Below are 21,960 nucleotides of genomic sequence, written 5' to 3'. Positions count from 1 at the left end.
GGTGCAGTACGGGGATTTCACGTTGTGGCAGCGTGAGGTGCTGGAGTCGGATGGGTTCGAGAGTCGTGAGCTGGGCTTTTGGCGTGAGGTGTTGCGGGATCTGCCGCAGGAGCTGGATCTTCCCCGGGACCGTCCCCGGCCCGCCGTCGCCACCGGCCGGGCCGGTTCGGTGGGGCTACGGGTGCCGCCCGAGGTGTACGACCGCCTCGCGCGGCTCGCCCGCGAGCACGGGGCCAGCGTGTTCATGGCGTTGCACGCCGCGCTGGCCGGTGTGCTGTCCAGGCTCGGCGCCGGCCCGGACATCCCCGTGGGCAGCCCGGTGATCGGGCGTTCCGACATGGCACTCGAGGAGCTGGTGGGGTGCTTCCTCAACACGGTCGTCGTGCGTTCGGACGTCTCGCGGGACCCGTCGTTCACGGAGTTGCTGGAGCGTGTGCGGGCCGGGGTGCTGAGCGCGCTGGAGAGGTGCCGTTCGAGCGGGTGGTCGAGGCGGTCAACCCGGTCCGGTCGGCCGGGCGGCACCCGCTGTTCCAGGTGATGCTGAGCCTGCAGAACAACGCGGCGGCACAGGCGGCGTTCCCCGGCCTGGACGCCGAACTCCTCGACATCGACGGCGAGTACACCGCCGACTTCGACCTGCTCTTCGACCTCCGTGAGGCGGCGGGCGGGATCGAAGGCAGGCTGGTGTTCGCCCGGGACGTCTTCGACGAGGCGACGGCGCGACGGCTCGCCGGCTGCTTCGAGCGCTTCGTGAGCGAAGCGACCGCCGATCCGGGGCGCCGCGTGAGTGCGGTCGATGTCATCGCACCGGACGACCGCGCCGCGGTGCTGGCCTGGGGGACGGGCCGTGCGCCGCGGCAGACCCGGTCCGTGGTGGACCGGTTCGAGGCGCAGGCCGCCGCCACGCCCGACGCGACGGCCGTCATCGACGCCGGAAGGTCGCTGTCGTACCGGGAGCTGAACGAGCGCGCGAACCGGCTGGCCCGTTCCCTGCTGGCCCGGGGTGCGGGCCCGGAGCAGCTGGTCGCGCTGGCGATGGAGCGCTCGGCGGACCTCGTCGTCGCCCTCCTGGCCGTCCTGAAGACCGGCGCCGCCCACCTCCCCCTCGATCCGCAGCACCCGAAACCCCGCACCGATCTGATCCTCGCCGACGCGTCCCCCGTCGTGGTCCTGACCGATGCCGATACCGATACCGGCGCCCCGCCGTCCTCATGCCCGTTCCCGTTCCCGCCCCCGTCCGCCTCGCCGGACAACCTGCGGGCGGACGACCTCGCGCCGGGCAGCCGCGCCGGCGAACGCCTGGCCTACGTCCTCCACACCTCCGGCTCGACCGGCCGGCCCAAGGGCGTCGCGGTGACTCACGCCGGCCTTGCCCGCCTGCTGGCGGCGATGGAGCGGCACCTGCCCCTGGACCCGGCCGACCGGCTGCTCGCCGTGACCACGGTCTCCTTCGACATCGCCCAGCTGGAGCTGCTGCTGCCGCTCCTGTACGGCGCAGGCGTCGTCCTGGCCGCCCGCGAGGACGTCCGGGACCCGCAGGTGCTGGCCCGCCTGGTCCGGCAGCACGGAGTCACCGTGATGCAGGCGACCCCGTCGTTGTGGGCGGGGCAGGTGTCCGAGGCGCCCGAGTCCATCGCGGGCCTGCGGGTCCTCGTCGGCGGCGAGGCACTGCCGGCCGCCCTCGCCGGACGGCTCCACTCCCTGGCCGCCGAGGTCACCAACGTCTACGGTCCCACGGAGACGACCATCTGGTCACTCGCCGCCCGCCTGGGCGAAGAAGGTCTCCAACGCCCGCCCATCGGCGGTCCGTTGGACGGATACCGTGCGTATGTCCTCGGCCGGGAACTGGAGTTGGTGCCACCCGGTGTCGTGGGCGAGCTGTATCTGTCGGGGACGGGAGTCGCGCGGGGCTACACCGCCGCCCCGGGCATGACCGCGTCCCGGTTCGTGGCCTGCCCGTTCGGCCGCCCGGGGGAGCGGATGTACCGCACGGGCGACCTGGTGCGCTGGACGGCGCGCGGCGAGCTGGAGTTCGTGGGCCGCGCCGACCAGCAGGTCAAGGTGCGGGGCTTCCGCGTGGAGCTGGGCGAGGTGGAGCGCGCGATGGCGCAGCACCGGGAGGTGTCGCGTGCGGTGGCGTCGGTCGTGGAGGGACGGCTGGTGGCGTACGTCGTCCCCTCGGCGGAGGCGGGGGAGACTCTGGCCGACCGGGTACGGGAGCGGGTGGCCGCGGTCCTCCCGGACTACATGGTTCCCGCCGTCGTGCTCGTCCTCGACGGCGGACTGCCGCTCACGGCCAACGGCAAGGTGGACCGGGGTGCACTGCCCGTGCCCGAGGCGAAGCCGGTCACGAGCGCCCGCCGGGAGCCGGTCACCCCGGCCGAGCGGGTCTTCAGCGAACTCTTCGCACAGATCCTGGGCGTGCCGGACATCGACCCGGACGACTCCTTCTTCGCCCTCGGCGGCGACAGCATCCTGTCCATCCGGCTGGTCGCCGGAGCCCGCAAGCGGGGCCTCGTCATCTCCGCCAGGGACGTCTTCCGCCACAAGACCGCCGCCGCACTGGCGCGGCACGCCCGCGAGCGCACCCCCGCCCGGCCGGCCCCCGCGGAGCCGGCCGCGGCGGCCGTACCCACGCCACGGGCCCCCACTCCGGTTCCGCTCACCCCGATCATCCGCTGGCAGCGCGACCGGGGCGGCCCGGTGAACGCCTTCCACCAGTCCGTGCTCGTACGGACCCCCGCGGCACTCGACCTCTCCCGCGTGCGCGCCCTCGTACAGTCCCTCCTCGACCGGCACGACGCGCTGCGCATCCGGCTGCGGCGCGCACCGCAGTGGCAGCTCGACGTCCTGCCCCGGGAGCAGGTCCGAGCCGACGCGCGGGTCGAGCGCGTGGACATCCGGGACCTGGCACCCGAGGAGTGCGAGGCCGCCGTGACCGACGCGGCCAACGCGGCGAGCCGACAGCTCGACCCGGGTGCCGGGCACATGCTGCACGCCGTGTGGTGCGACGCCGGCCGGTCCCGGCCGGGCCGGCTGCTCCTCGTCGTCAACCACCTGGTCGTCGACGGTGTGTCCTGGCGGATCCTGCTCCAGGACCTGCGGTCCCTGGCGGACGGCAGCCCGCCCGAGGAGACGAGCGGGATCTCGTACGCCCGCTGGGGAGCCCTGCTCCAGGACCAGGCCCGAAGCAGGGCCGCCGAACTCCCGGTGTGGACCGGACCCGCCGACGGGGCCCAACCCATGCTGCGCACCACGGACCTCGACCCGGCGCGTGACGTGCTGCGCACCCGCGACAGCGTCACCCGTGTGCTGCCCGCGGCGCGGACCTCCGCCGCCCTCACGCGTCTCCCCGCCGCCCTCGGCACCGGGGTCAACGCGGTCCTGCTCGCGGCCCTCGGCCGGGCGGTGGCCGCCTGGCGCGGCGCGCACTTCCCCGGCGATCCGGCCGCCGTGCAGGAGGCCCCCTTCCTGGTCGACGTCGAGGGCCACGGCCGTGAGGAGATCGCGGAGGAGCTCGATCTGGCGCACACCGTCGGTTGGTTCACCAGTATGTTCCCGGTCCGGCTGGAACCCGGCGACCACCCGGGCGCCGTACAGCGGCGGCTCGACCGGATGCCGGACAAGGGCCTCGGATTCGGGCTGCTGCGCCATCTCAACCCCGAGACGGAACCTGTCCTCGCGCGGCTTCCCGACCGCCAGATCATCTTCAACTACCTGGGACGCTTCGACCGTTCGCCCGAAGAGGACTGGTCCCTGGCGGCCGAAGGCCCGGCGGTCGGCGGCGGCGGAGACCCCGGGATGCCCCTCACCCATCTGCTCGAGGTCTCCGCCGTGGCGCTGGACGGCGACACCGGGCCCGAACTCCACGTCACCTGGACCTTCCCCCGCCGGCTGCTGACGCGGCATCAGGTGCGTGAGCTGGCCGACGCCTGGTTCGCGGCGCTGCGGGACCTGGAGGAGCAGGCATGACCACCGGCCCCGCGCACGCCCTGCCGCTCGCTCCGCTCCAGCGCGGCCTGTACTTCCACACCGCCTACGACGCGGCCGGGCAGGACATCTACACCACCCAGCTGACCCTCGACCTCGACGGTCCGCTCCACGCCGCGCGACTGCGCGAGGCCTGCCAGGCGCTGCTGCGCCGCCATGACGGACTCCGCGCGGGCTTCCGGTCCGCCGCGTCCGGCGAGCCGGAGCAGTTCATCGCCGCCGAACCACCGCTGGACTGGCGCGAGTCGGACCTGACCCGGCTGCCGCCCGCGGACCGGGACGAGGCCGCCGCCCGGCTCGTGGGTGAGGAGCGCGCCCGGCGTTTCGACCTCGCACGGCCGCCGCTGATCCGGTTCCTGCTGCTCCGGCTCGGCGACCGGACCTGGCGTTTCACGCTGACGAACCTCCACATCATCCTCGACGGCTGGTCCACCTCACTCCTCGTGGACGAACTGTTCCGGCTCTACGCCTCCCGGGTATTGCCCCCGGCGCCCTCCTACACCTCCTACCTGGAATGGCTCTCCGTCACCGGCACCGAGGAGGCGCGCCAGGTCTGGGCCGAGGCGCTGGCCGGCATCGACGGCCCGACACTGGTCGCTCCCAGTGCGGCCGGCCGGGCCGCGACGGTCCCCGAGCGTGTCCTGCGCACCCTGCCCGCTCCCACCACGGCCGCGCTGACCGGCGCGGCACGCGACTGCGGTGTCACCCTCAACACCGTCGTCATGGTCGTCTGGGCCCTCGTACTGGGGCAGTTGACCGGCCGGGACGACGTCCTGTTCGGCATGACCGTCTCCGGCCGGACCGCTGACGTGGAGGGTGTGGAGAGCCTCGTCGGCCTGCTCGTCAACACACTGCCCGCCAGGGTCGCGGCACGCCCCGAGGAGCCCCTCGCCGACCTCCTCGAACGGGTCCAGGACGAGCAGATCGACCTGTTCGACAGCCACCACATCGGGCTTCCCGAGATCCACTCCCGCATCGGCCGGAAGGTGCTCTTCGACACCACCACCGCCTTCGACAACTACCCGGCGGGCGGCCAGGAGACCGGCACCTCCCCCGGCGAAGGGCCGACGATCGTCGCCGCGGACGGATTCGACGCGACGCACTATCCGCTCTCCGTCGTCTGCACCCCCGGCGACGAACTGCGCGTCCGGCTCGACTTCCAGCCCGCACTCGTCCCCCGCGAGCAGGCGGAACGGATCGGCGACTGGGTCCTACGGCTGCTCACCCGGATCGCGGACGATCCCCACCGGAGCGTCGACTCGCTCACCGACGGGGTGTTCCTCACCGAGCGGGAGCGCCGTCGCATCCTGGTCGACTGGAACGACACCGCAGGCCCCCTCCCCGCCACCACCCTGCCCGACATGATCGAGGAACAGGCCGCACGGACCCCGCATGCCCCCGCCGTCGTGCAGGGTCCGAACACGGCGACCTACGCCGAACTCGACGGCCGGGCGAATCAGTTGGCGCGACTGCTGCTGGCGGCCGGTGCCGGTCCCGAGTCCGCCGTGGCACTGCTGCTGCCCCGTACGGCCGACGCGCTGGTCGCCATGGTCGCCGTACTCAGGACCGGCGCCGCTTATCTGCCCCTCGACCCCCGCCAGCCCTCCGCGCGGCTGGCCGGGATCCTGGACACGGCACACCCCCGGCTCGTCGTGACCGACACCACCACCCGGGCCGCGCTGCCCGCCGGCCCGACCCGGATCACCCTGGACGATCCGGCCACCGTCCGCGACCTGGCCGCCCGCGACCCCGCGCGGGTGGCCGACGCCGAGCGCGGCGGCCCGGTCCTCGCGCGTCATCCGGCGTACGTCATCCACACCTCGGGCACCACCGGCAGCCCCAACGGCGTGGTGGTCGAGCATGCCGCCGTGGCGAACCTCATCGGGGCCTACGCGGCGCAGTTCGGTGCCGGGTCCGTCGACCGTGTCCTCGCGGCGACCTCCTTCGGCTTCGACGCGCACCTGCTGGACACGCTGCTCCCCCTCGCGCTCGGCGGCTGCCTGGAACTCGTGGACGACCTGCTGGCGCTCGCCGACCGCGGCGGACTGCGCGGCGGCCTGCTGACCTCGGTGCCCTCCGCCCTGGCGGCCCTGCTGCCTGCCCTGACCGGTGAACCGGCGCTGCGGCGCGTCCACCTCGGCGGCGAACCGCTCCCCGGCGCCCTGCTGGAGGAGCTGGCCCGCCGCATCCCGGGCTGTGCCGTGGCCAACCTCTACGGCCCCACCGAGACCACCGTCTACTCGCTGGCGTGGCGGACCGAGGACGGTCTGTCCCAAGGGGATCCGCCCATCGGCCGTCCTGTCCGCAACACCCGCGCCTATGTGCTGGACAGGCGGCTGCGGCCGGTCCCGGTCGGTGTCGGCGGGGAGCTGTATCTGGCCGGTGCCGGTCTCGCCCGCGGCTATCTGCACCGGCCGGCACTCACCGCGCGGCGCTTCGTCGCCTGCCCGTTCGGTCCACCGGGCGAGCGCATGTACCGCACCGGCGACCGGGCGCGGTACCGGGCCGACGGGGCGCTGGAATTCCTCGGACGCGTGGACGACCAGGTCAAGGTGCGCGGTCATCGCGTCGAGCCCGCGGACATCGAGGCCGCGCTGCTGCGGCACGACCTGGTCGCGCAGGCCGCGGTGACGGTCCGTGAGGACCGGTCGGGGGACCGGCGGCTGGTGGCCCACGTGGTCCCCGTGCGACCTGGACCCACCCTGGACGAACAGGAGCTGCGGAGGCATCTGCGCACCCTGCTGCCGGACTATCTCGTCCCCTCCGCGGTGGTGCGGCTGGACCGGCTGCCGCTCACCCCGCACGGCAAGCTCGACCGCGCCGCCCTGCCCGCGCCGCCGGCCCCGGCCCGGTCCGCGTCGGCCCCGCTCGACCCGCGCGAGGAGATCCTGAGCCAGCTCTTCGCGGAGACGCTCGGCGTCCCCTGCCCCGACCCCGTCGACTCCTTCTTCGACCTCGGCGGCGACTCCCTGCTCGCGACCCGCCTGGTCGGCCGGATCCGGGCGGTGACCGGAACCGACCTGTCCGTCCGCACCCTCTACGAGGCGCCCACCGTCACGACCCTGGCCCGCAGACTCGGCACCGAGCACCCGGACGCCGGGCTCGGCCCGCTGCTGCCCCTGCGCCAGGGACCGCACCCGGCCCCGCTGTTCTGCGTCCACGCGGCGAGCGGCCTCGCCTGGCCGTACGCCCGACTGCTCCCGCACCTCGCCCCCGGCCTGCCCGTGTACGGCCTGCAGACACCCGGCCTCACCGACCCGGACGCGGGACCGTACAAGCCGGACGACCTCGTGCGCGCGCACGTGGAGTCGCTGCGCTCGGTCCAACGGCACGGCCCCTACCGGCTGCTCGGCTGGTCGCTCGGCGGGCACCTCGCCCACGCGATCGCCGCCCGCCTCGTCGAGCAGGGCGAGGACGTGACCCTGCTCGCCCTGCTCGACAGCGAGGTGCCCGCGGACGCCTCCGGGCTCCCCGGGACCGACGCCCTGGTGAGCCATGCCCTGCACACGCTCGGCTTCGACACCGCGGGCAACCCGCCCGGAGCGCTGGCCGCGCTCGGGGAACGAGTGGTCGCGGGCGTGCGCACGGCTGCCGCGTCCGCCGCGGAGATCCTGCGCGGCGGTCCGCCGCGCGTCCTCGGCGGCGGTACCGGGGCGGTGTTCTTCCGGGCCACGGCGGAGGCGGGCGGCGGTGCCGATCCGGCGCTCTGGCAGCCGTACTGCACGGGGCCGATCACCGCGTACGCCGTCGGCTGCGGCCACCACCAGATGCTCGACCCCGCCCCGCTCGCCCGGATCGCGGCCGTGCTGGGGCCGGAGCTGACGTAACACCGCCCGCCCGCACGCCCACGCCTCGAAAGGCAGGACGCCCGATGCAGTCGCCCGCGGACCTCGACCTCACCGACCCCGCCCTGCACGCGGAACAGGACCTCGGCGAGCTGTGGCGCACCCTGCGCACCGAGGAGCCCCTGCACTGGCAGCCCCCCGCGGCCGGCCGGCCCGGATTCTGGTCGCTGACCCGCTACGACGACGTGGTCGCCGCCTACCGCGACACCGAACGGCTCCGTTCGGACCACGGCAATGTGCTGGACACGCTGCTCGGCGGCGGGGACCCGGCCGCCGGGCAGATGCTGCCGCTGACGGACGGCCCGCGCCACGCCGACCTGCGGGCCGCGCTGATGAAGGCGTTCTCGCCGCGGGCGCTCGCCGCAGTGGTCGGCAACATCCGCACGGCCTCCCGGGACGTGCTGGCGCAGTTCCGGGCGAAGGGCTCCGGCGACTTCGCCCGCGACGTAGCGGGGGAGCTGCCGCTGCGCGCGATCTGCGACCTGCTGGACGTCCCCCGCGCGGACCGCGCCCGGCTGCTGGAGCTTACCTCCTCCGCGCTCGGCGCCGACAGCAGCGACGGACTGCACGAGAACTCCTGGGTGTCCAAGAGCGAGATCCTGCTGTACTTCTGCGACCTCGTCGCCGACCGGCGCCGCCGGCCCCGCGAGGACATCGTGAGCCTGCTGGCCCGGTGCCGGATCGGCGGCGCGCCCCTGTCCGACGAGGAGGTCCTCTTCAACTGCTACAGCCTGATCCTCGGGGGCGACGAGACCACCCGGCTCGCCCTGGTCGGCGGAGTCGCCGCGCTCGTGGACCACCCGGGACAGTTCCGCGCCCTGCGGGAGGGGGCGAGCGATGTGCAGGGCGCGGTCGAGGAGATCCTGCGCTGGACGACGCCGGTCCTGCACGCCGGCCGCACCGCCGCCGTCGACTTCGCCCTGCACGGCCGGACCGTCGCGGCGGGCGACGTCGTCGCGCTGTGGAACGTGTCGGCCAACCGCGACGACACCTTCGCCCAACCGGACCGCTTCCGGCTCGACCGCACCCCCAACCGGCACCTCACCTTCGCCTACGGCACGCACTTCTGCCTCGGTGCCTTCCTGGCCCGCGCCGAGATCGCCGCCGTACTGGAACATCTGCGCGACATGGGCGGGACGCTGCACCGGAGCGGCCCGGCACGTCCCGTCTACTCCAACTTCCTGGGCGGACACGGCTCGCTCCCGCTCGCCTGGACCGACACCAACGGGTGATCTCCTCAACCAAGTTGCGGAACCGGTGGCCCCTGCTGGCATGCTCCCGGGGTGAACCGTGATCTGATCTCCCGTCGTGCCCACGCCGACCACCCGATCGCCGCCCCCCTCTCCGACGACTCCGTGCACCGGCTGCTCCAGCGAAGCCTCCACCGCGGCGACGCCCGTGTACTCGACCTCGGCTGCGGAACCGGCGAATGGCTCGGGCGCGCCCTGAGCACCCACCCGGATGTGCGCGCGGACGGGGTGGACCTGTCCGAGGGCGCGCTGGCGAGAGCCGGTGAACGCGCCGGGGAACTCGGTGTGCGCGACCGCCTCACCCTGCACCACGAGGACGCCGCCGTCTTCCGCTCCGCCCACTCCTACGACCTGGTGCTCAGCGTCGGTGCGACGCACGCCTTCGGCGGACTGCTGCCCACGCTGGCGGCCGCGCGCACCCATCTGGCACCCGGAGGCCGCGTCCTCGTCGGCGACGGCATCTGGGAGGGCGAACCCAGCCAGGAGGCGATCAAGATGCTCGGCGACCTCGCCGACCTGTCCACGACCGTGGACCGGGTGGTCGCCGACGGCTGGACACCGGTGTACGGGCATGTGAGCACACGTCAGGAACTGGACGACTACGAGTGGTGCTGGACCGGGTCACTGGCGTCCTGGGCCCTCGACCACCCGGACTCCCCGGACGCCGAGGAGGCGCTCAAGACGGCCGCGGTCCACCGCGAGGAATGGCTGCGCGTCTACCGCGACGTCTTCGGCTTCGCCTGCCTCGTCCTGCGCCGGACGGCGGACTGACCCCACCCCGACGCCGGCGACCGGCATCCCGCCCGCACACCTCTCGTACCCTGGTCGCCGTGCCCGCCTCCCCGCCGCGCCGCGCCGCGTCGCGTCGCCGTCCTGGTCCTCGACGGTGTCCTCGACGGTGCGAAGCCGCTCGACGCGGGCATCCCCGCGCAGGTGTGCACGACCCGGGCGAGCATGCCGTACGAGGTGCGGGTGTGCGGCGCGGCGCCCGGGCCCGTGACCGGCGGATCATGGCCCAGGCGGTGGGTGTCGACCTCTCCCTCGGCCGGCAGGTCACCGTCGTGGTGATGCTCATGCTCACCAGCAAGGGCATGGCGGGCGTCCCCGGTTCGGCGTTCCTCGCCCTGCCGGCGACCGCCTCCGTGCTCGGGGTCATCCCCGCCGGAGCCGTCGCCCTCCTCCTGTGCGTGGACCGCATCATGGACTCGATGCGCGTCGCCACCAGCCTCCCCGGCAGCTGCGTGGCCGCCTTCGCGGTGGCCCGCTGGGAGGGCGCGCTGGATGCCGGGCGGGCGAAGCAGGCGCTGAGCGCAGAGGCGGCCTTCGTACCGGAGGAGCAGGACGCGGTGGCCGTACGACCCTGAGGACACGGTCGTGCCGGCCGCTTCCGCCGGCCGGCACGAGCCCGTTCACAGGGGGGAGACGGCGTCCGGTGACCCGGCGCGGGCCGACTGAAGCCCTGGTCGCCCTCACGAGTGCTTGCGCCGGCGCCTGATCGGTTCCCCCACCCGGTGCATGTGCGCGAGGGCCTCGCGATAGGACCGGACGAGGCCGGTCTCGTGGTACGGCACACCGATCTCCGCGCAGTACTGGCGCACGATCACCTGGGCCCGGCGCAGATGGGGCGTGGGCATGCTCGGGAACAGGTGGTGTTCGATCTGGTAGTTGAGCCCACCGAGCATCACGTCGGTGAGCAGGCCGCCGCGTACGTTGCGGGAGGTGAGCACCTGGCGGCGCAGGAAGTCGGGCCGCTCGTCCCCGGTGAGCGTGGGCATGCCCTTGTGGTTCGGCGCGAAGGTGCAGCCGAGATAGACACCGAAGAGACACTGGTGCACCGCGAGGAACGCCACCGCCTTGCCGGGGGAGAGCACCAGGAGCAACGCGGACGCATAGGCCGCGAGGTGAAGGAAGAGCAGGGCTCCTTCCAGCAGCCGCTTCTTCATCGACGGTGAGCGCAGCGCCCGTACGCTCGACACATGGAGGTTGAACCCCTCCAGCGTCAGCAGCGGGAAGAACAGCAGCGCCTGGTGTCCGCCGATGAGCCGGGCCACCCCGCGGCTGTTGCGGGCCTGCTCGGTGGACCACACCAGGATGTCCGGGGAGACGTCGGGGTCGAGTTCCTCGTGGTTGGGGTTGGCGTGGTGGCGGGTGTGCTTGTTCATCCACCAGCCGTAGCTCATGCCGATCCCGAGATTGCCGAAGAGCCGGCCCCAGACCTCACTTCTGCGGGCGCTCCCGAAAACCTGGCGATGCGCCAAGTCATGTGCGAGCAGGGCCGTTTGACCGAACATCAACGCCAGAAACGCGGCCACCGCCAGCTGCCACCAGGTGTCGCCGAGCGCGAGGAAGGCCCCCCAGCCGGCCGCCAGCAGCGCGATCACCAGACCGAGCCGCACCGTGTAGTAGCCGGGGCGCCGCTCCAGCAGACCCGCCGCGGAGACGCGCCGGGACAGCCGGGCGAAGTCGCTGCCGGTTCCGGAGCCGGACGTACGGGAGCGGGCGAGAGGAGCTCCGGCCGCGACGGAGGTGTCGGTGGAAATCGTCATGCCGACGAGTCTGGTGACGACGGCCCGCCCGAAACAGCCTGCCAGTCACCGGACCGGACCGGGGGCTTTCCCTACGCCGCCCAGGGTGCTTTCTCCACCGTGTGTCTCTGACCTTGGGTTTCGTCGGGTCGTGCGCCGAGCGACTGGCCAGGTGCGGGCGGCCTGCCGGGGCTGGTCGCGGACGCGCACGACGTCGGGGTTGGCAGCGGCGCCTGCGCGCTGGGCCGGGCAGAGCCCGGCGGACCGCTGGAGGCGTTCGCGCCCGGGTAGCCGCCCGGGATGTGCGAGCACCTCGGGCAGGGTGGTGACGATGCCGTCGGCGGCCTCGGCCGCCAGGGTGGCGGCTCGCGCCGGTCGTGTTCGGTGCCCACAGGGCCTCGACCGCGCGGGCCAGGGCGGTGAGCGCGCTGGTCAGGGTGGGGTCGGGCGGCATGCCGAGGGTCGGCGCAGGGGTCGTGCACGACCGTACCGGGCGCGGTGGCCGGGGCACGGCGGGTCGTCTTCCCCCGTCCACAGTCCCGCCCGGGACCGGGCTGACCTCGGAGCCCGCGCAGGTGGCGGGGACGGCCACTTGGGGCAGCCGGGTGCGCCCACGAGTCCCTGCCCTCCCGCAATTTCGCCGGTGCCGGCGCCCGCCGCGCCATCCCGATGCCTCGTCAATGCGGCGTGGATCAGCTGATGTTGACGATCCAGGGTGGGATCACGGCTGGGCTCCGCGCCGGACCGTGACGGGGAAGTCGACATGGCGGAAGGGGTTGGGCAGCCCGTGCCCGGCGGCCCGGGCGGGGTCGTCGACCTGGGCGAAGGTGCGGACGAGGCTCTCCTTGACACCGAAGACCGCGTCCGAGTCCAGGTACGCTGAGCCGTCGACGAACAGATGGGTGGTCAGGGTGCGGATATCGGGTGCGGACACCTCGACGTGGATGTGCGCGGCCCGGTAGGCATGGCGGCCGGTGGCCTTGAGCAGGCCGCCCACCGGTCCGTCGGTGGGGACGGGGTAGTGGCGCGGCACGATCGTGCGGAACCAGAAGCGGCCGTCGTCGTCGGCCGTGAACAGGCCGCGCAGATTGCGCTCCGGGACCTCACCGGGCCGCTGCACGTCGTAGAAGCCCTCCGCGTCGGCCTGCCACACGTCGATGCCCGCGCCCGCCACGGGCCGTCCGTCGGTGTCCACGACCCGGCCCGTGACCAGGCACGGCTCACCGGGCAGCCCGGCCTCCTCGATGGTGTCGCCGAGGGCACGCGGCGGCGAGTCGAGCAGGTGGAAGGGCCCCTCCACGGTCGACTCGGTGAGCCGGCCGTCGGCCGGGTGGTTCACCGCGTCCACCAGCATCGACACACCCAGCACGTCGGACAGCAGGATGAACTCCTGCCGGGTGTCGTCGCACGTGTGCCCGGTCTCGGTGAGGAAGCGGATGCCCGCGGCCCACTCCTCGGCAGTCAGCCCGACCTCCTTCACGAAGGCGTGCGTGTGCCGCACCAGGGAGGTGAGGACCTCCTGGAGACGTGCGTCGGTCGTGTCGCCGAAACTCGCGACGACGATCTCCGCGGACCGCTCCGCCTCGAACAGGCCCGACAGCGGGGCGGTGCTCGGTTCCCGGGTGTCTTCGGTCATCTCTCGGCTTCCCGGCCGGCCGAGACGCGCCGGCGCCACAGTCGGCCTGATGGTGGGGTGTACGGCAGGACCGGCGCCGACCAGTATGGACGCCGAACCCTGACACGGCGGTGACGTCGTCGCGGACGGCCTCGAAGTCGGCCTGATCCGGCCGCCCGTTCAAGGCGGTCAGGACGAGGCGTGCCCGCCCTCTGGACTGCCCCTTCGACGACACCCGAAAGGACCACCAGCACATGTCACCCACGCCCGGGACCTGGAGCCCGGAAGACATCCGCGACCTCTTCGAGCTGGACGAGCAGCACGAACGGGACGGCATGGAGACCGTGGTCGCCTACCTCGGTGAACTCGCCGACCGGGGTGTGACCGTGGAAGTCGTCGAGCGGGAGACCGACGCCGAGAGCGGCCTGATGATCGCCGCCGAGCTCCACCTGACCGGCGACCGGGTGGTACGCGCCCATTTCCCCGCGGTACCGCTCGGGTGGCTGCGCGAGCGCGCCGACTTCGCAGAGCAGTGGCGTGACTGGTGCCGGTACGAGATCGGCGAGATGTTCGTCCAGGGCGAAGGGTACGTGGACTGGACGGAGGCGGTCGAGGCCGGCGCACGCGCCCTGTGACGGACAAGGGCACCTCAGTACGGTGTGACCAGCCCCGCCTCGTACGCGGTGATCACGAGCTGGACCCGGTCCCGGGCGCCCAGCTTGGTGAACAGGCGTGAGACGTGCGACTTGGCGGTGGCGACCGTGATGAAGAGGTCTTCGGCGATCTCGGTGTTCGAGCGGCCGCGTCCGATCAGCGTCAGCACTTCCCGTTCCCGCTCGGTGATGCCCTCCAGGGGCCGCGCGGGGCGCTCCCGGGCAGCCTCGGGTCGAGCGGCGAAGTCCGCGATCAGACGGCGGGTCACGCCCGGCGCGATCAGGGCGTCACCGGCGGCGACGACGCGGATCGCGCCGAGGATGTCGTCCAGCGCCATGTCCTTGACGACGAAGCCGCTGGCTCCGGCCCGGAGCGCGCCGTACACATGGTCGTCCTCGTCGAAGGTGGTGAGCATGAGGACGCGGGCAGCCGCCGGGCCGGCCGTGATCCGGCGGGTGGCCTCGATGCCGTCCATGCCGGGCATCCTGATGTCCATCACGACGACGTCGGGATCGACCTCCTGCACCAGTCGTACGGCCTCTTCGCCGGTGGCGGCCTCGCCGACGACCTCCAGGTCGGCGTGATCCGCCATCAGGACGCGCAGTCCGGACCGCACCAGCGGCTGGTCGTCGGCGAGCACGACCCGCACGGTCACCGGGCCTCCACCGCGGCCGTGACGGTCTCCGGCAGCGGCAGCGGCAGCCGCGCCACCACCCGGAAACCGCCCTCGGGACGCGGCCCGGCACTGAGCCGGCCGTGCAGCAACCCGGCCCGCTCCCGCATGCCGATGATGCCGAAGCCATGACCCGGGCCGGCCCCGGTCGTGCCGCGCCCGTCGTCGACGACCTCCACGGACAGCTCCTCGTCCCCGTATCCGACGCCCACCCGGCAGTGCCCGGTGCCCGCGTGGCGGACCACGTTGGTCAGCGCCTCCTGCACGATACGGTAGGCGGCCAGGTCGAGTTCGGCCGGCAAGGTCCGCTGCTCCCCGCTGACGCGCACCTCGACCCGCACCCCCGCCTCCCCCGTCGCCGCCGCCAGCCGTTCGAGGTCCGCGAGCCCGGGCGAGGGCGTGAGCGAGTCCTGCCCCGCGGCCACCGCCTCCGGGTCGGCCCGACGGAGCGCCACCAGAGTGCGGCGAAGGCCGGCCAGGGTCTGCCGGCTGGTCGCCTCGATGGCCCGCAGCGCCGCGCGTGCCTCCTCGGGCTGTGTGTCGATGACCCGGTTCGCCACCCCCGCCTGGATGGTGACGATGCCGACGCTGTGCGCGATCATGTCGTGCAACTCCCGTGCGATCCGCAGCCGTTCGGCGGTGACGGCCTCCGTCACCTCCTGGGCGCGCAGCGCCACCGCGTGCTCACGGCGCTCGCGGAGCAGCACCCCGACCATGCAGGACGCCACCAGCGTCAGAAGGCCGATGACGCCGTCGAGGATCAGGTAGTCCCCGTGGGCGAAGGCACCGATCACCAGCAACTGCACGGTGAACGCCAGAGCCACGGCGACCAGGGAAGCCCGCCGCGTCCGGGTGGCGACGACGTACCCCAGCACGAGGTCCACCGCCAGAAACGACAGGAACTGCCCCTGATACGACAAGGTGAGCAGGGTGGTGGACCGGTGTTGCGGGAGAACCACCACGGCGGTGGCCCCGACCAGCGTCAGCGCCAGAGCCGCCAGAGGCCGCCGCCGCACCATACCGGCCAGCAGACTCAGCGCCGGAAGCGACCCGACGCCGTACACGACGCCCGGGGCGCGCGGCGCGCCGAACAGCAGGACCAGCACCAGGAAGACGTACAGCGCGCCGCACGCCGCGTCGGTGGCCGTCGTTCTTCTCATCACCGGCTTGTCCTTCCGGGAGCGACGTCGCCATGCGGGCGGGTCGATGTGGCGATCATGCCGCGAGACTAACCAGCCGTCACGCGTCCGGCATCGGCCCGGGGACGTACACCCCCGGGCCGATCCGGCCGTACGCATTGCCATCCCCGGCCCCATGCCCGGCCGGTGGGCCGCAGGGCACGGTGGTCCCGTGATCGAAGTCAGCGAACTCACCAAGCGCTACGGCGCCAGGACGGCCGTCGACCATCTGTCCTTCACCGTCCGGCCGGGCCAGGTCACCGGCTTCCTCGGCCCCAACGGAGCCGGCAAGACCACCACCTTGCGCATGATCCTCGGCCTGGACACGCCCACGGGCGGCTCGGCCACCGTCAGCGAGGTTCCTTTTCGCGGCCATCCACGCGGACTGCGGCACGTGGGCGCCCTCCTGGACGCCCACCACGTCCACGGCGGACGCACCGCGAAGGCCCATCTGTCCGCCCTGGCCCGCAGCAACGGCCTCCCACCGCGCCGAGTCGGGGACGTGCTCGAGGAGGTGGGACTGGCCGACGCGGCTGGGCGCCGCATCGGCGGCTTCTCCCTCGGCATGAAGCAGCGCCTCGGCATCGCGACCGCCCTGCTCGGCGACCCGCCTGTGCTGATGTTCGACGAGCCGATCAACGGAATGGATCCGGAGGGCGTCCTGTGGGTGCGACGCCTGTTCCGGCGTCTGGCGGCCGAAGGCCGCACCGTCTTCCTCTCCAGCCACCTGATGTCGGAGATGGAGAACACCGCCGACCACCTCGTCGTCATCGGCCAAGGCAGGCTGATCGCCGCCGAGTCTGTGGCGGACTTCGCGGCCCGCGGCACCCGGGCCGACGTGCTGGTCGCCAGCCCGCAGGCCGGCGAACTGGCGGCGGTACTGACCACGGCGGGTGCGTCGGTCGAACCGCGGGACCGGGCGGACGCCGGGCAACTCGTCGTCACCGGGCTGCCGGCGGAGCGCATCGGAGCGCTCGCCCTGGAACACCGCATCCAGCTGAACGAGCTGACCCGACGGACCGCCTCACTGGAGGAGGCGTTCATGCACCTGACCGCCGACAGCGTCGAATACCTGGCAGGACAAGGCCGATGAGTACGTACACCGCTTTCTCCGCGACCACCGCGCAACCCCGCGCCCGCTTCGGCGACCTGATCGCCGCCGAGTGGCTCAAGACGCGTTCCCTGCGCTCCACTTGGTGGACGATCACCCTCGGCGCCCTCTTCGTCCTCGGATCCGCGGCGGCGGCCGCACTGGCGGACTACCACAACCTGGCGGGCACCGGCACGGGCGCGCGACGGCCGCCCGGCTTCCTGCCCTTCGACGCCTTTCCGCCGGCCGGCTGCCTGACCCTGATGCTCGTGGCCGGCGGCGTCGGCGCCATCACCGTCGTGAGCGAGTACAGCAGCGGCCTGATCCGCACCACCACCGTGGCCGTTCCCGCCCGCGGCTCGGTGGTCCTGGCCAAGGCGACCGTCACCGCCGCGCTGTGGACCGTCGTGGGTACGGTGGTCTCCCTCGGTTCCTTCCTCGTCTCCCAGGCCATCCTGAACGGTCGGCACGCCGGAGTTCCGCTCACGTGTTCCGGCGTGCCACGAGCGCTGGTGGCCTCCGCCCTGCTGGCCCCGGTCTGCGCACTGACCGGCCTGGGCCTGGGCGTCCTGATCCGGCACAGCGCCGCGACCATGGCCGTCTGTGCCTTCACGCTGCTGATGCTGCCCACGGTCTTCTCACCGAGCAGGCGATGGTCGGCCGACATCAACCACGCCATGGTCGCCACCGCCTGGAGACGCCTGGTCCAGAACTGGCCACCGCAGCCCCACTCCCGGATGTTCACGGCCACGGTTCCCGGCTCGTGGATCGTCTACGGGCTGTGGCCGCTGATCGCGGTCGTGCTCGCGGTGCTCGTCGTCAGGCGCCGAGACGTGTGAAGCGGCCGGCCCGCCCGGGTCAGGCCCGGGGCGTGCCGTCCCAGCGCCAGGCCGCCAGGCGAGGGTGTCCGGGCAGTTCACCGCGCCCGGTCGCCCACAGCAGGGTGCCCCAGGGATCCATGGATCGCGGGGCCTCGGGGAAGAGCCGGACGAGCACCCGCGCGCACAGATCGGCGGGCGGGTGCCAGGCCAGCCCGAGCCCCTGTGCCAGATCGTAGGTGTGCACCAGGGTCTCCACCGTCCCCATCGCGGCGAAGCCCTCGGGGTCGGAGACGCCGAAGACGTGGTGGGCGCGGGTCTGCGGGGGCGTCGTACGCACCATGGCGACCAGCAGCCCGCCGCTCGCCTCCAGCACCTGCAACAGGCCGGCGGGCCCCGCCGCACGGTTCGCGTGGATGACGTTCGCCGGGCCACCGGGGCGCCTGCTCTGCCATACGAAGGGCACCTCGCCGTTCAAGGGCGGTGTTCCGGGGGCCAGTTGGGCGGCGTAGGCGAAGAGGTCGTCGCTGAGATGCTCGACGGTCTCCCAGCAGTCCCACTCCAGCGAACCGGCCCTCTCGTCCCACGCGGCCGGGGGCGCCTTCCGCAGGGCTGCCACCGCGAGCCGCACGGCGAGGCCGAGGTCGTCCGCGGTGACGGGTGACGGGGAGAAGTCGGTCTTCGCTGATCGGGACATGCCGGGACGGTACCGCGACCGTGAGACGTCCCGCCCGCCCTTTTGATCACGGACAGGGCCGACCCCAGAGGCGGCCACTGGCAATCCAGCCCCGGCGAAGTGGCGCCGGAGCACACGGCCGCCCGTTCCGCGCGCCTTGGCCGTACCCGGGAACCGTGCGGCGGATCGAGCGATTCTGGGCGATCTCTTACCCGCGCTTACCGGTGTCTTCACAGCCGCGCCCGGTCCGGTGCGTACGGTGGCCGAAGTGGGCGGTCGTCGGCCGTGGCGGCCCTCCACCAGATGTGTCCGGTCGGATGTGTCCGGTCGGATGTGTTCGGTCAGGTGTGTTCGGTCAGGTGTGGAGGAACGGACGGATGACTGCCGGTCGCCGCGCGGTGCTCGCCGCCATGGTGGGGGGCCTGCTCGCCGGTTGCGCGAGCCAGAAGAAGGGCACCGACGCCTCCGCCGCCTCTTCCGGACCGTCGGCGACGGGCCCGGCCCCGGCGCCGCAGGCCTCCGGCGCCACCCCCTCGACGACGGCGGCCGCGTCCCGACCCGCCGTCACCCGCGCTCAGGTCGTGGCCCGTTACGGGCGCAGCGTCCCGCACAGCTGGGGCTTCGACGCCCCCGGAGTGGTGCACTCCCTGCCCAAGGCGAAGAACGAGATCGCGCTGACCTTCGACGCGTGCGGCGGCCCGGGCGGCAGCGACTACGACCGTGCGCTGATCGACTTCCTCCGCGAGCGGCACATCCCGGCGACGCTGTTCATCAACTCCCGCTGGATCGACGCCAACCCGGCGGAGTTCCACCGCCTGGCCGCCACGCCGCAGTTCGAGATCGCCAACCACGGCACCCGGCACCGCCCCCTGTCCGTCACGGGCCGCTCCGCGTACGGCATCCCCGGCACCCGTGGCGCCGGCGAGGTGTACGACGAGATCGCCGGGAACCGGGCCAAGCTGACGCGGCTGCTGGGCGCGGCGCCTCGCTACTTCCGGTCCGGGACCGCGTACTGCGACGACGTCGCGGCACATATCGTCCGTGACCTAGGGGAACGCTTCGTCAGCTTCTCCGTCAACGGCGACGGCGGCGCCACCTTCACCCACGAGCAGGTCCACGAGACCGTCGCGGCGGCACCGGGCGGCTCGATCGTCCTGTGCCACATGAACCACCCCGAGGGCGGCACCGCCCAGGGCATCGCGAGCGCCGTGCCGCACCTGCTGGCCACCGGCCACCGCTTCGTCCGCCTCTCGGACGCATTGCAGGCATGACGGCGGAAGTGATCGCTCCGCGCGCGGCGTGAGGGCCGAGGCACCGCTGTCAGGAGCCGATCGGAGCCTTACCCGCGGCACAGCACTCGTCACCGCGCCCACGCGGGAGAACAATGTGTTCCAGAGGCGGACCGGGCACGGGAGGCGTCATGAGCACTTCAGCAGAGCCGAGGGTGTCCGGCCTTGAGGTCCGGTCCATCGACTACGTCCCCCTGGACGAGCGGCACGGCAAACTCTGGCATCTGGGCCCGCTGTGGTTCATGTCCAACGCCCAGATCGCCACCCTGGCCGTGGGGCTCATCAGCATCACCGGGGGCGGCAATCTGATCTGGTCGCTGCTGGCCATCGTCGCCGGCACCGTCATCGGCACGTTCTTCATGGCGTTCCACTCGGCACAGGGCCCACAGCTGGGCCTGCCGCAGATGATCCAGTCACGCCCCCAGTTCGGCTACGTCGGCGCCCTGCTCGTCTGGCTCTTCGCCTACGTGCAGTACGCCGGGTTCAACGTCTTCAACAGCATCCTCGCCGCCGACTCCCTGCACACCACCCTGCACGGCAGCGTGAAGCTGTGGGTGGTCGTGGTCACCGCGGTCGCGCTCGTCATCGCGCTGGTGGGGTACGACATCATCCACAAGGCCGAGCGGGTCCTGACGTACACCTTCCTGGTGATCTTCGGGATCTTCACCGTCGGCGTCCTCGTCACCCTGCACTACCCGGCCGGCTCCTTCGACCTGGGCGCCTTCAAGTGGACGCCGTTCCTGGCACAGTTCGGCGTGGTCGCCGGCTACCAGATCAGCTGGGCCATCTACGTCTCCGACTACTCGCGCTACCTCCCGCCGGACGTCACGGTCCGCAAGACCTTCTACTGGACGTACTTCGGCTCCGCGCTCGGCGGCATCTGGCTGATGGTGCTCGGCACCCTGCTGGCCGCCTGGGCGGGCAAGGACTTCGAGACGATCAAGTCGATCAACGCGGCGGGCGACAAGGTGTTCAGCGGCTTCGGCGCGATCGTCCTGCTCTTCGCCTCGCTGGGCCTGGTCTCCGTCACCGCCCTGAACATGTACGGCGGTTCCCTGACCCTCATCAGCGGCATCGACTCGTTCAAACGCGTGCGGCCGACACTGGGCGTACGCCTGCTGACCCTCGGCGTGACCGCGGCGCTCTCCCTGGTCGGAGCGCTGGCCGCCACCGCCAACTTCCTTCAGGACTTCAATAACTTCCTGCTGCTCGTGCTGTACCTCTTCATCCCCTGGACCGCGGTGAACCTCATGGACTACTACGTCGTCCGCCGCGGCCACTACGCCATCGCCGAAATCTTCAACCCCCATGGGATCTACGGCCGTTGGGGCTGGCGCGGCATCACCGCCTATCTGGTCGGCTTCGCCGCCATGATCCCCTTCTTCTCCGTCGGCACCCTGTACGTCGGTCCCGCCGCCAAGGCCCTCGACGGAGCCGACATCTCCCTGTTCATCGGTCTGCCGGTGTCCGCCCTGCTCTACTGGTGGCTGACCCGCTCGCTCGACGTGGCGGCCGAGACCCGCCTGGCCCTGGCGGAGGCGGCGGCGCTGGAACAGGCGGCACACGAACACCGCGAGCCCTGAGCCGGCCGTACCGGTCCCCGCGTCGGTCCCCCGGATGTTCGGTCGTCCGGACTCCGGTGACCAGCCGAGCGCCGGCGGCCGGTGCCGGGGAGGCGTTGCGGACCGTGGCCGGACCGGTATCGCGTCCGGGCTGCTGCTCCGGCGCGCGCTGGCCGTGGCCGGGCCCGCGGACGCGCTCGCCGCGTCGCCGCGTCGCCGCCTCGCCGAGGGCGTACCTGGCCGTCGAGCAGCTCGGCGCCGGCTACCTGGTGTTCCTGGGCGCGCAGTCCCTGTGACAGCACCGTCCCGCCGCAGCCGTACGGCGGCCACGGGGGCTCCCTCGGCCACCAAAGGCCCCTGGCGGACCGGGCCGATCAGCGACGCCCTCACCCCCAAGACCGCCGTCTTCTGCTCCGGGCCGCTCCCCTCCCCGGCCCCGCCACGGCTGCCGGCCGCCTGGGCCATGACGCTGCTCGCCCTCCTGCGCATCGGCCTGACCGTGGCCTGGCTGGGGGCTGCGCCGCCGGCGCCGGCCAGGGCTGGGCCGCGCCTGCACACGGCTCGGCCGCGCCGCGCGCTGGTCCGGGCGACCGGCGTCGTGCTGATCGGGTTCGGGCTCGTTGTCACGACCACGGACCGCTGACCCGCTCCGTGTATGTGTCTGGTCAGGACATGCCTAATGAATGCGACAAACGGGTACTTTCCGTAGAGAGATGCGCAGACGTGGGCGGCACGCCGGTGTCGTCAGCCCGCCTCGGGGTTCCGACCAGCACGTTCGTGGGCTAGCCAAGCGTC

General features: G+C 72.8%; 16 protein-coding genes and 2 pseudogenes. 13 read left to right on the top strand and 5 right to left on the bottom strand.

From position 1 onward, the window contains the following. Position 1: 1 nt before the first annotated feature. From ADK64_RS31045 to ADK64_RS31020, 6 genes and pseudogenes are all read left to right on the top strand, one after another. Positions 2-762 (top strand): annotated as a pseudogene (locus tag ADK64_RS31045) (condensation domain-containing protein); the annotation flags it as partial. Then, complete coding sequence (locus ADK64_RS31040) at positions 751-3,972, top strand: amino acid adenylation domain-containing protein (RefSeq protein ID WP_420713061.1); 3,222 nt, start codon at positions 751-753, stop codon at positions 3,970-3,972. The pseudogene ADK64_RS31045 and the gene ADK64_RS31040, both read left to right, overlap by 12 nt. Next, positions 3,969-7,817 (top strand): non-ribosomal peptide synthetase, encoded by a 3,849-nt coding sequence (locus ADK64_RS31035; RefSeq protein ID WP_053664368.1) that lies wholly within the window; start codon positions 3,969-3,971, stop codon positions 7,815-7,817. The genes ADK64_RS31040 and ADK64_RS31035 overlap by 4 nt, the downstream gene beginning before the upstream one ends. A gap of 44 nt (positions 7,818-7,861) precedes the next feature. Continuing rightward, complete coding sequence (locus ADK64_RS31030; RefSeq protein WP_053664366.1) at positions 7,862-9,067, top strand: cytochrome P450; 1,206 nt, start codon at positions 7,862-7,864, stop codon at positions 9,065-9,067. A gap of 51 nt (positions 9,068-9,118) precedes the next feature. Beyond that, positions 9,119-9,856 carry an SAM-dependent methyltransferase gene (locus ADK64_RS31025; RefSeq protein WP_053664364.1) on the top strand — a complete coding sequence of 246 codons (738 nt, stop codon included), beginning with the start codon at positions 9,119-9,121 and terminating at the stop codon, positions 9,854-9,856. Between the two features lie 239 nt (positions 9,857-10,095). Continuing rightward, a pseudogene (locus tag ADK64_RS31020) lies at positions 10,096-10,449 on the top strand (cation:dicarboxylate symporter family transporter); the annotation flags it as partial. A gap of 105 nt (positions 10,450-10,554) precedes the next feature. Here the strand turns inward: ADK64_RS31020 and ADK64_RS31015 are convergent. Both ADK64_RS31015 and ADK64_RS31010 read right to left on the bottom strand, forming a co-directional pair. Continuing rightward, the gene (locus ADK64_RS31015; protein ID WP_053664360.1) at positions 10,555-11,631 is read right to left on the bottom strand and encodes a fatty acid desaturase family protein; all 1,077 of its coding nucleotides are present in this window, start codon (positions 11,629-11,631) and stop codon (positions 10,555-10,557) included. Positions 11,632-12,331: 700 nt separating this feature from the next. Next, positions 12,332-13,246: a dioxygenase gene (locus tag ADK64_RS31010; protein ID WP_053664358.1), complete on the bottom strand. Its 915-nt coding sequence runs from the start codon at positions 13,244-13,246 to the stop codon at positions 12,332-12,334. 233 nt (positions 13,247-13,479) lie between these two features. On the opposite strand from ADK64_RS31010, the gene ADK64_RS31005 reads away from it, so the two are divergent. After that, a complete protein-coding gene (locus ADK64_RS31005; protein WP_053664356.1) occupies positions 13,480-13,860 on the top strand; it encodes a hypothetical protein in 381 nt (126 codons plus the stop codon). 14 nt (positions 13,861-13,874) lie between these two features. On the opposite strand, the gene ADK64_RS31000 is transcribed toward ADK64_RS31005, so the two are convergent. Next, positions 13,875-14,534, bottom strand: coding sequence for a response regulator (locus ADK64_RS31000; protein WP_053664354.1), 660 nt, complete (start codon positions 14,532-14,534; stop codon positions 13,875-13,877). After that, on the bottom strand, positions 14,531-15,712 hold the full coding sequence (locus ADK64_RS30995; RefSeq protein ID WP_053664352.1) for a sensor histidine kinase: 1,182 nt from the start codon (positions 15,710-15,712) through the stop codon (positions 14,531-14,533). The genes ADK64_RS31000 and ADK64_RS30995 overlap by 4 nt, the downstream gene beginning before the upstream one ends. A gap of 190 nt (positions 15,713-15,902) precedes the next feature. Here ADK64_RS30995 and ADK64_RS30990 point away from each other — a divergent pair, with 190 nt between their 5' ends. Beyond that, the gene (locus ADK64_RS30990) at positions 15,903-16,823 is read left to right on the top strand and encodes an ABC transporter ATP-binding protein (RefSeq protein ID WP_053664350.1); all 921 of its coding nucleotides are present in this window, start codon (positions 15,903-15,905) and stop codon (positions 16,821-16,823) included. Continuing rightward, positions 16,820-17,659 (top strand): ABC transporter permease, encoded by an 840-nt coding sequence (locus ADK64_RS30985; RefSeq protein ID WP_053664348.1) that lies wholly within the window; start codon positions 16,820-16,822, stop codon positions 17,657-17,659. The genes ADK64_RS30990 and ADK64_RS30985 overlap by 4 nt, the downstream gene beginning before the upstream one ends. Positions 17,660-17,678: 19 nt before the next feature. Here ADK64_RS30985 and ADK64_RS30980 read toward each other — a convergent pair whose 3' ends face one another. After that, positions 17,679-18,335, bottom strand: coding sequence for a maleylpyruvate isomerase N-terminal domain-containing protein (locus ADK64_RS30980; RefSeq protein ID WP_053664346.1), 657 nt, complete (start codon positions 18,333-18,335; stop codon positions 17,679-17,681). 356 nt (positions 18,336-18,691) lie between these two features. On the opposite strand from ADK64_RS30980, the gene ADK64_RS30975 reads away from it, so the two are divergent. The 4 genes from ADK64_RS30975 to ADK64_RS45375 all read left to right on the top strand — a co-directional run bounded on the left by ADK64_RS30975 (position 18,692) and on the right by ADK64_RS45375 (position 21,808). Further along, entirely contained in the window at positions 18,692-19,585 is an 894-nt protein-coding gene (locus ADK64_RS30975; protein WP_053664344.1) for a polysaccharide deacetylase family protein, read from the top strand. Between the two features lie 149 nt (positions 19,586-19,734). Beyond that, positions 19,735-21,186: a purine-cytosine permease family protein gene (locus tag ADK64_RS30970; RefSeq protein WP_199829750.1), complete on the top strand. Its 1,452-nt coding sequence runs from the start codon at positions 19,735-19,737 to the stop codon at positions 21,184-21,186. Between the two features lie 104 nt (positions 21,187-21,290). Beyond that, positions 21,291-21,461 (top strand): hypothetical protein, encoded by a 171-nt coding sequence (locus tag ADK64_RS46225; protein WP_159046373.1) that lies wholly within the window; start codon positions 21,291-21,293, stop codon positions 21,459-21,461. After that, positions 21,458-21,808 carry a hypothetical protein gene (locus ADK64_RS45375; protein ID WP_053664339.1) on the top strand — a complete coding sequence of 117 codons (351 nt, stop codon included), beginning with the start codon at positions 21,458-21,460 and terminating at the stop codon, positions 21,806-21,808. The genes ADK64_RS46225 and ADK64_RS45375 overlap by 4 nt, the downstream gene beginning before the upstream one ends. Positions 21,809-21,960 lie beyond the last annotated feature (152 nt).

It is taken from the genome of Streptomyces sp. MMG1121 (genome assembly GCF_001280015.1).
Lineage (GTDB): Bacteria > Actinomycetota > Actinomycetes > Streptomycetales > Streptomycetaceae > Streptomyces.
This window is presented reverse-complemented; position numbering and strand designations above follow the sequence as displayed.

What these genes read in the sequence shown, in the direction of transcription:
- ADK64_RS31010 (WP_053664358.1), bottom strand. Translation starts at nt 13,246, where the DNA reads ATGACCGAAGACACCCGGGAACCGAGCACCGCCCCGCTGTCGGGCCTG.
- ADK64_RS30970 (WP_199829750.1), top strand. Translation starts at nt 19,735, where the DNA reads ATGAGCACTTCAGCAGAGCCGAGGGTGTCCGGCCTTGAGGTCCGGTCC.
- ADK64_RS30980 (WP_053664346.1), bottom strand. Translation starts at nt 18,335, where the DNA reads ATGTCCCGATCAGCGAAGACCGACTTCTCCCCGTCACCCGTCACCGCG.
- ADK64_RS31035 (WP_053664368.1), top strand. Translation starts at nt 3,969, where the DNA reads ATGACCACCGGCCCCGCGCACGCCCTGCCGCTCGCTCCGCTCCAGCGC.
- ADK64_RS30995 (WP_053664352.1), bottom strand. Translation starts at nt 15,712, where the DNA reads ATGAGAAGAACGACGGCCACCGACGCGGCGTGCGGCGCGCTGTACGTC.
- ADK64_RS31015 (WP_053664360.1), bottom strand. Translation starts at nt 11,631, where the DNA reads ATGACGATTTCCACCGACACCTCCGTCGCGGCCGGAGCTCCTCTCGCC.
- ADK64_RS31005 (WP_053664356.1), top strand. Translation starts at nt 13,480, where the DNA reads ATGTCACCCACGCCCGGGACCTGGAGCCCGGAAGACATCCGCGACCTC.
- ADK64_RS31030 (WP_053664366.1), top strand. Translation starts at nt 7,862, where the DNA reads ATGCAGTCGCCCGCGGACCTCGACCTCACCGACCCCGCCCTGCACGCG.
- ADK64_RS30975 (WP_053664344.1), top strand. Translation starts at nt 18,692, where the DNA reads ATGACTGCCGGTCGCCGCGCGGTGCTCGCCGCCATGGTGGGGGGCCTG.
- ADK64_RS30985 (WP_053664348.1), top strand. Translation starts at nt 16,820, where the DNA reads ATGAGTACGTACACCGCTTTCTCCGCGACCACCGCGCAACCCCGCGCC.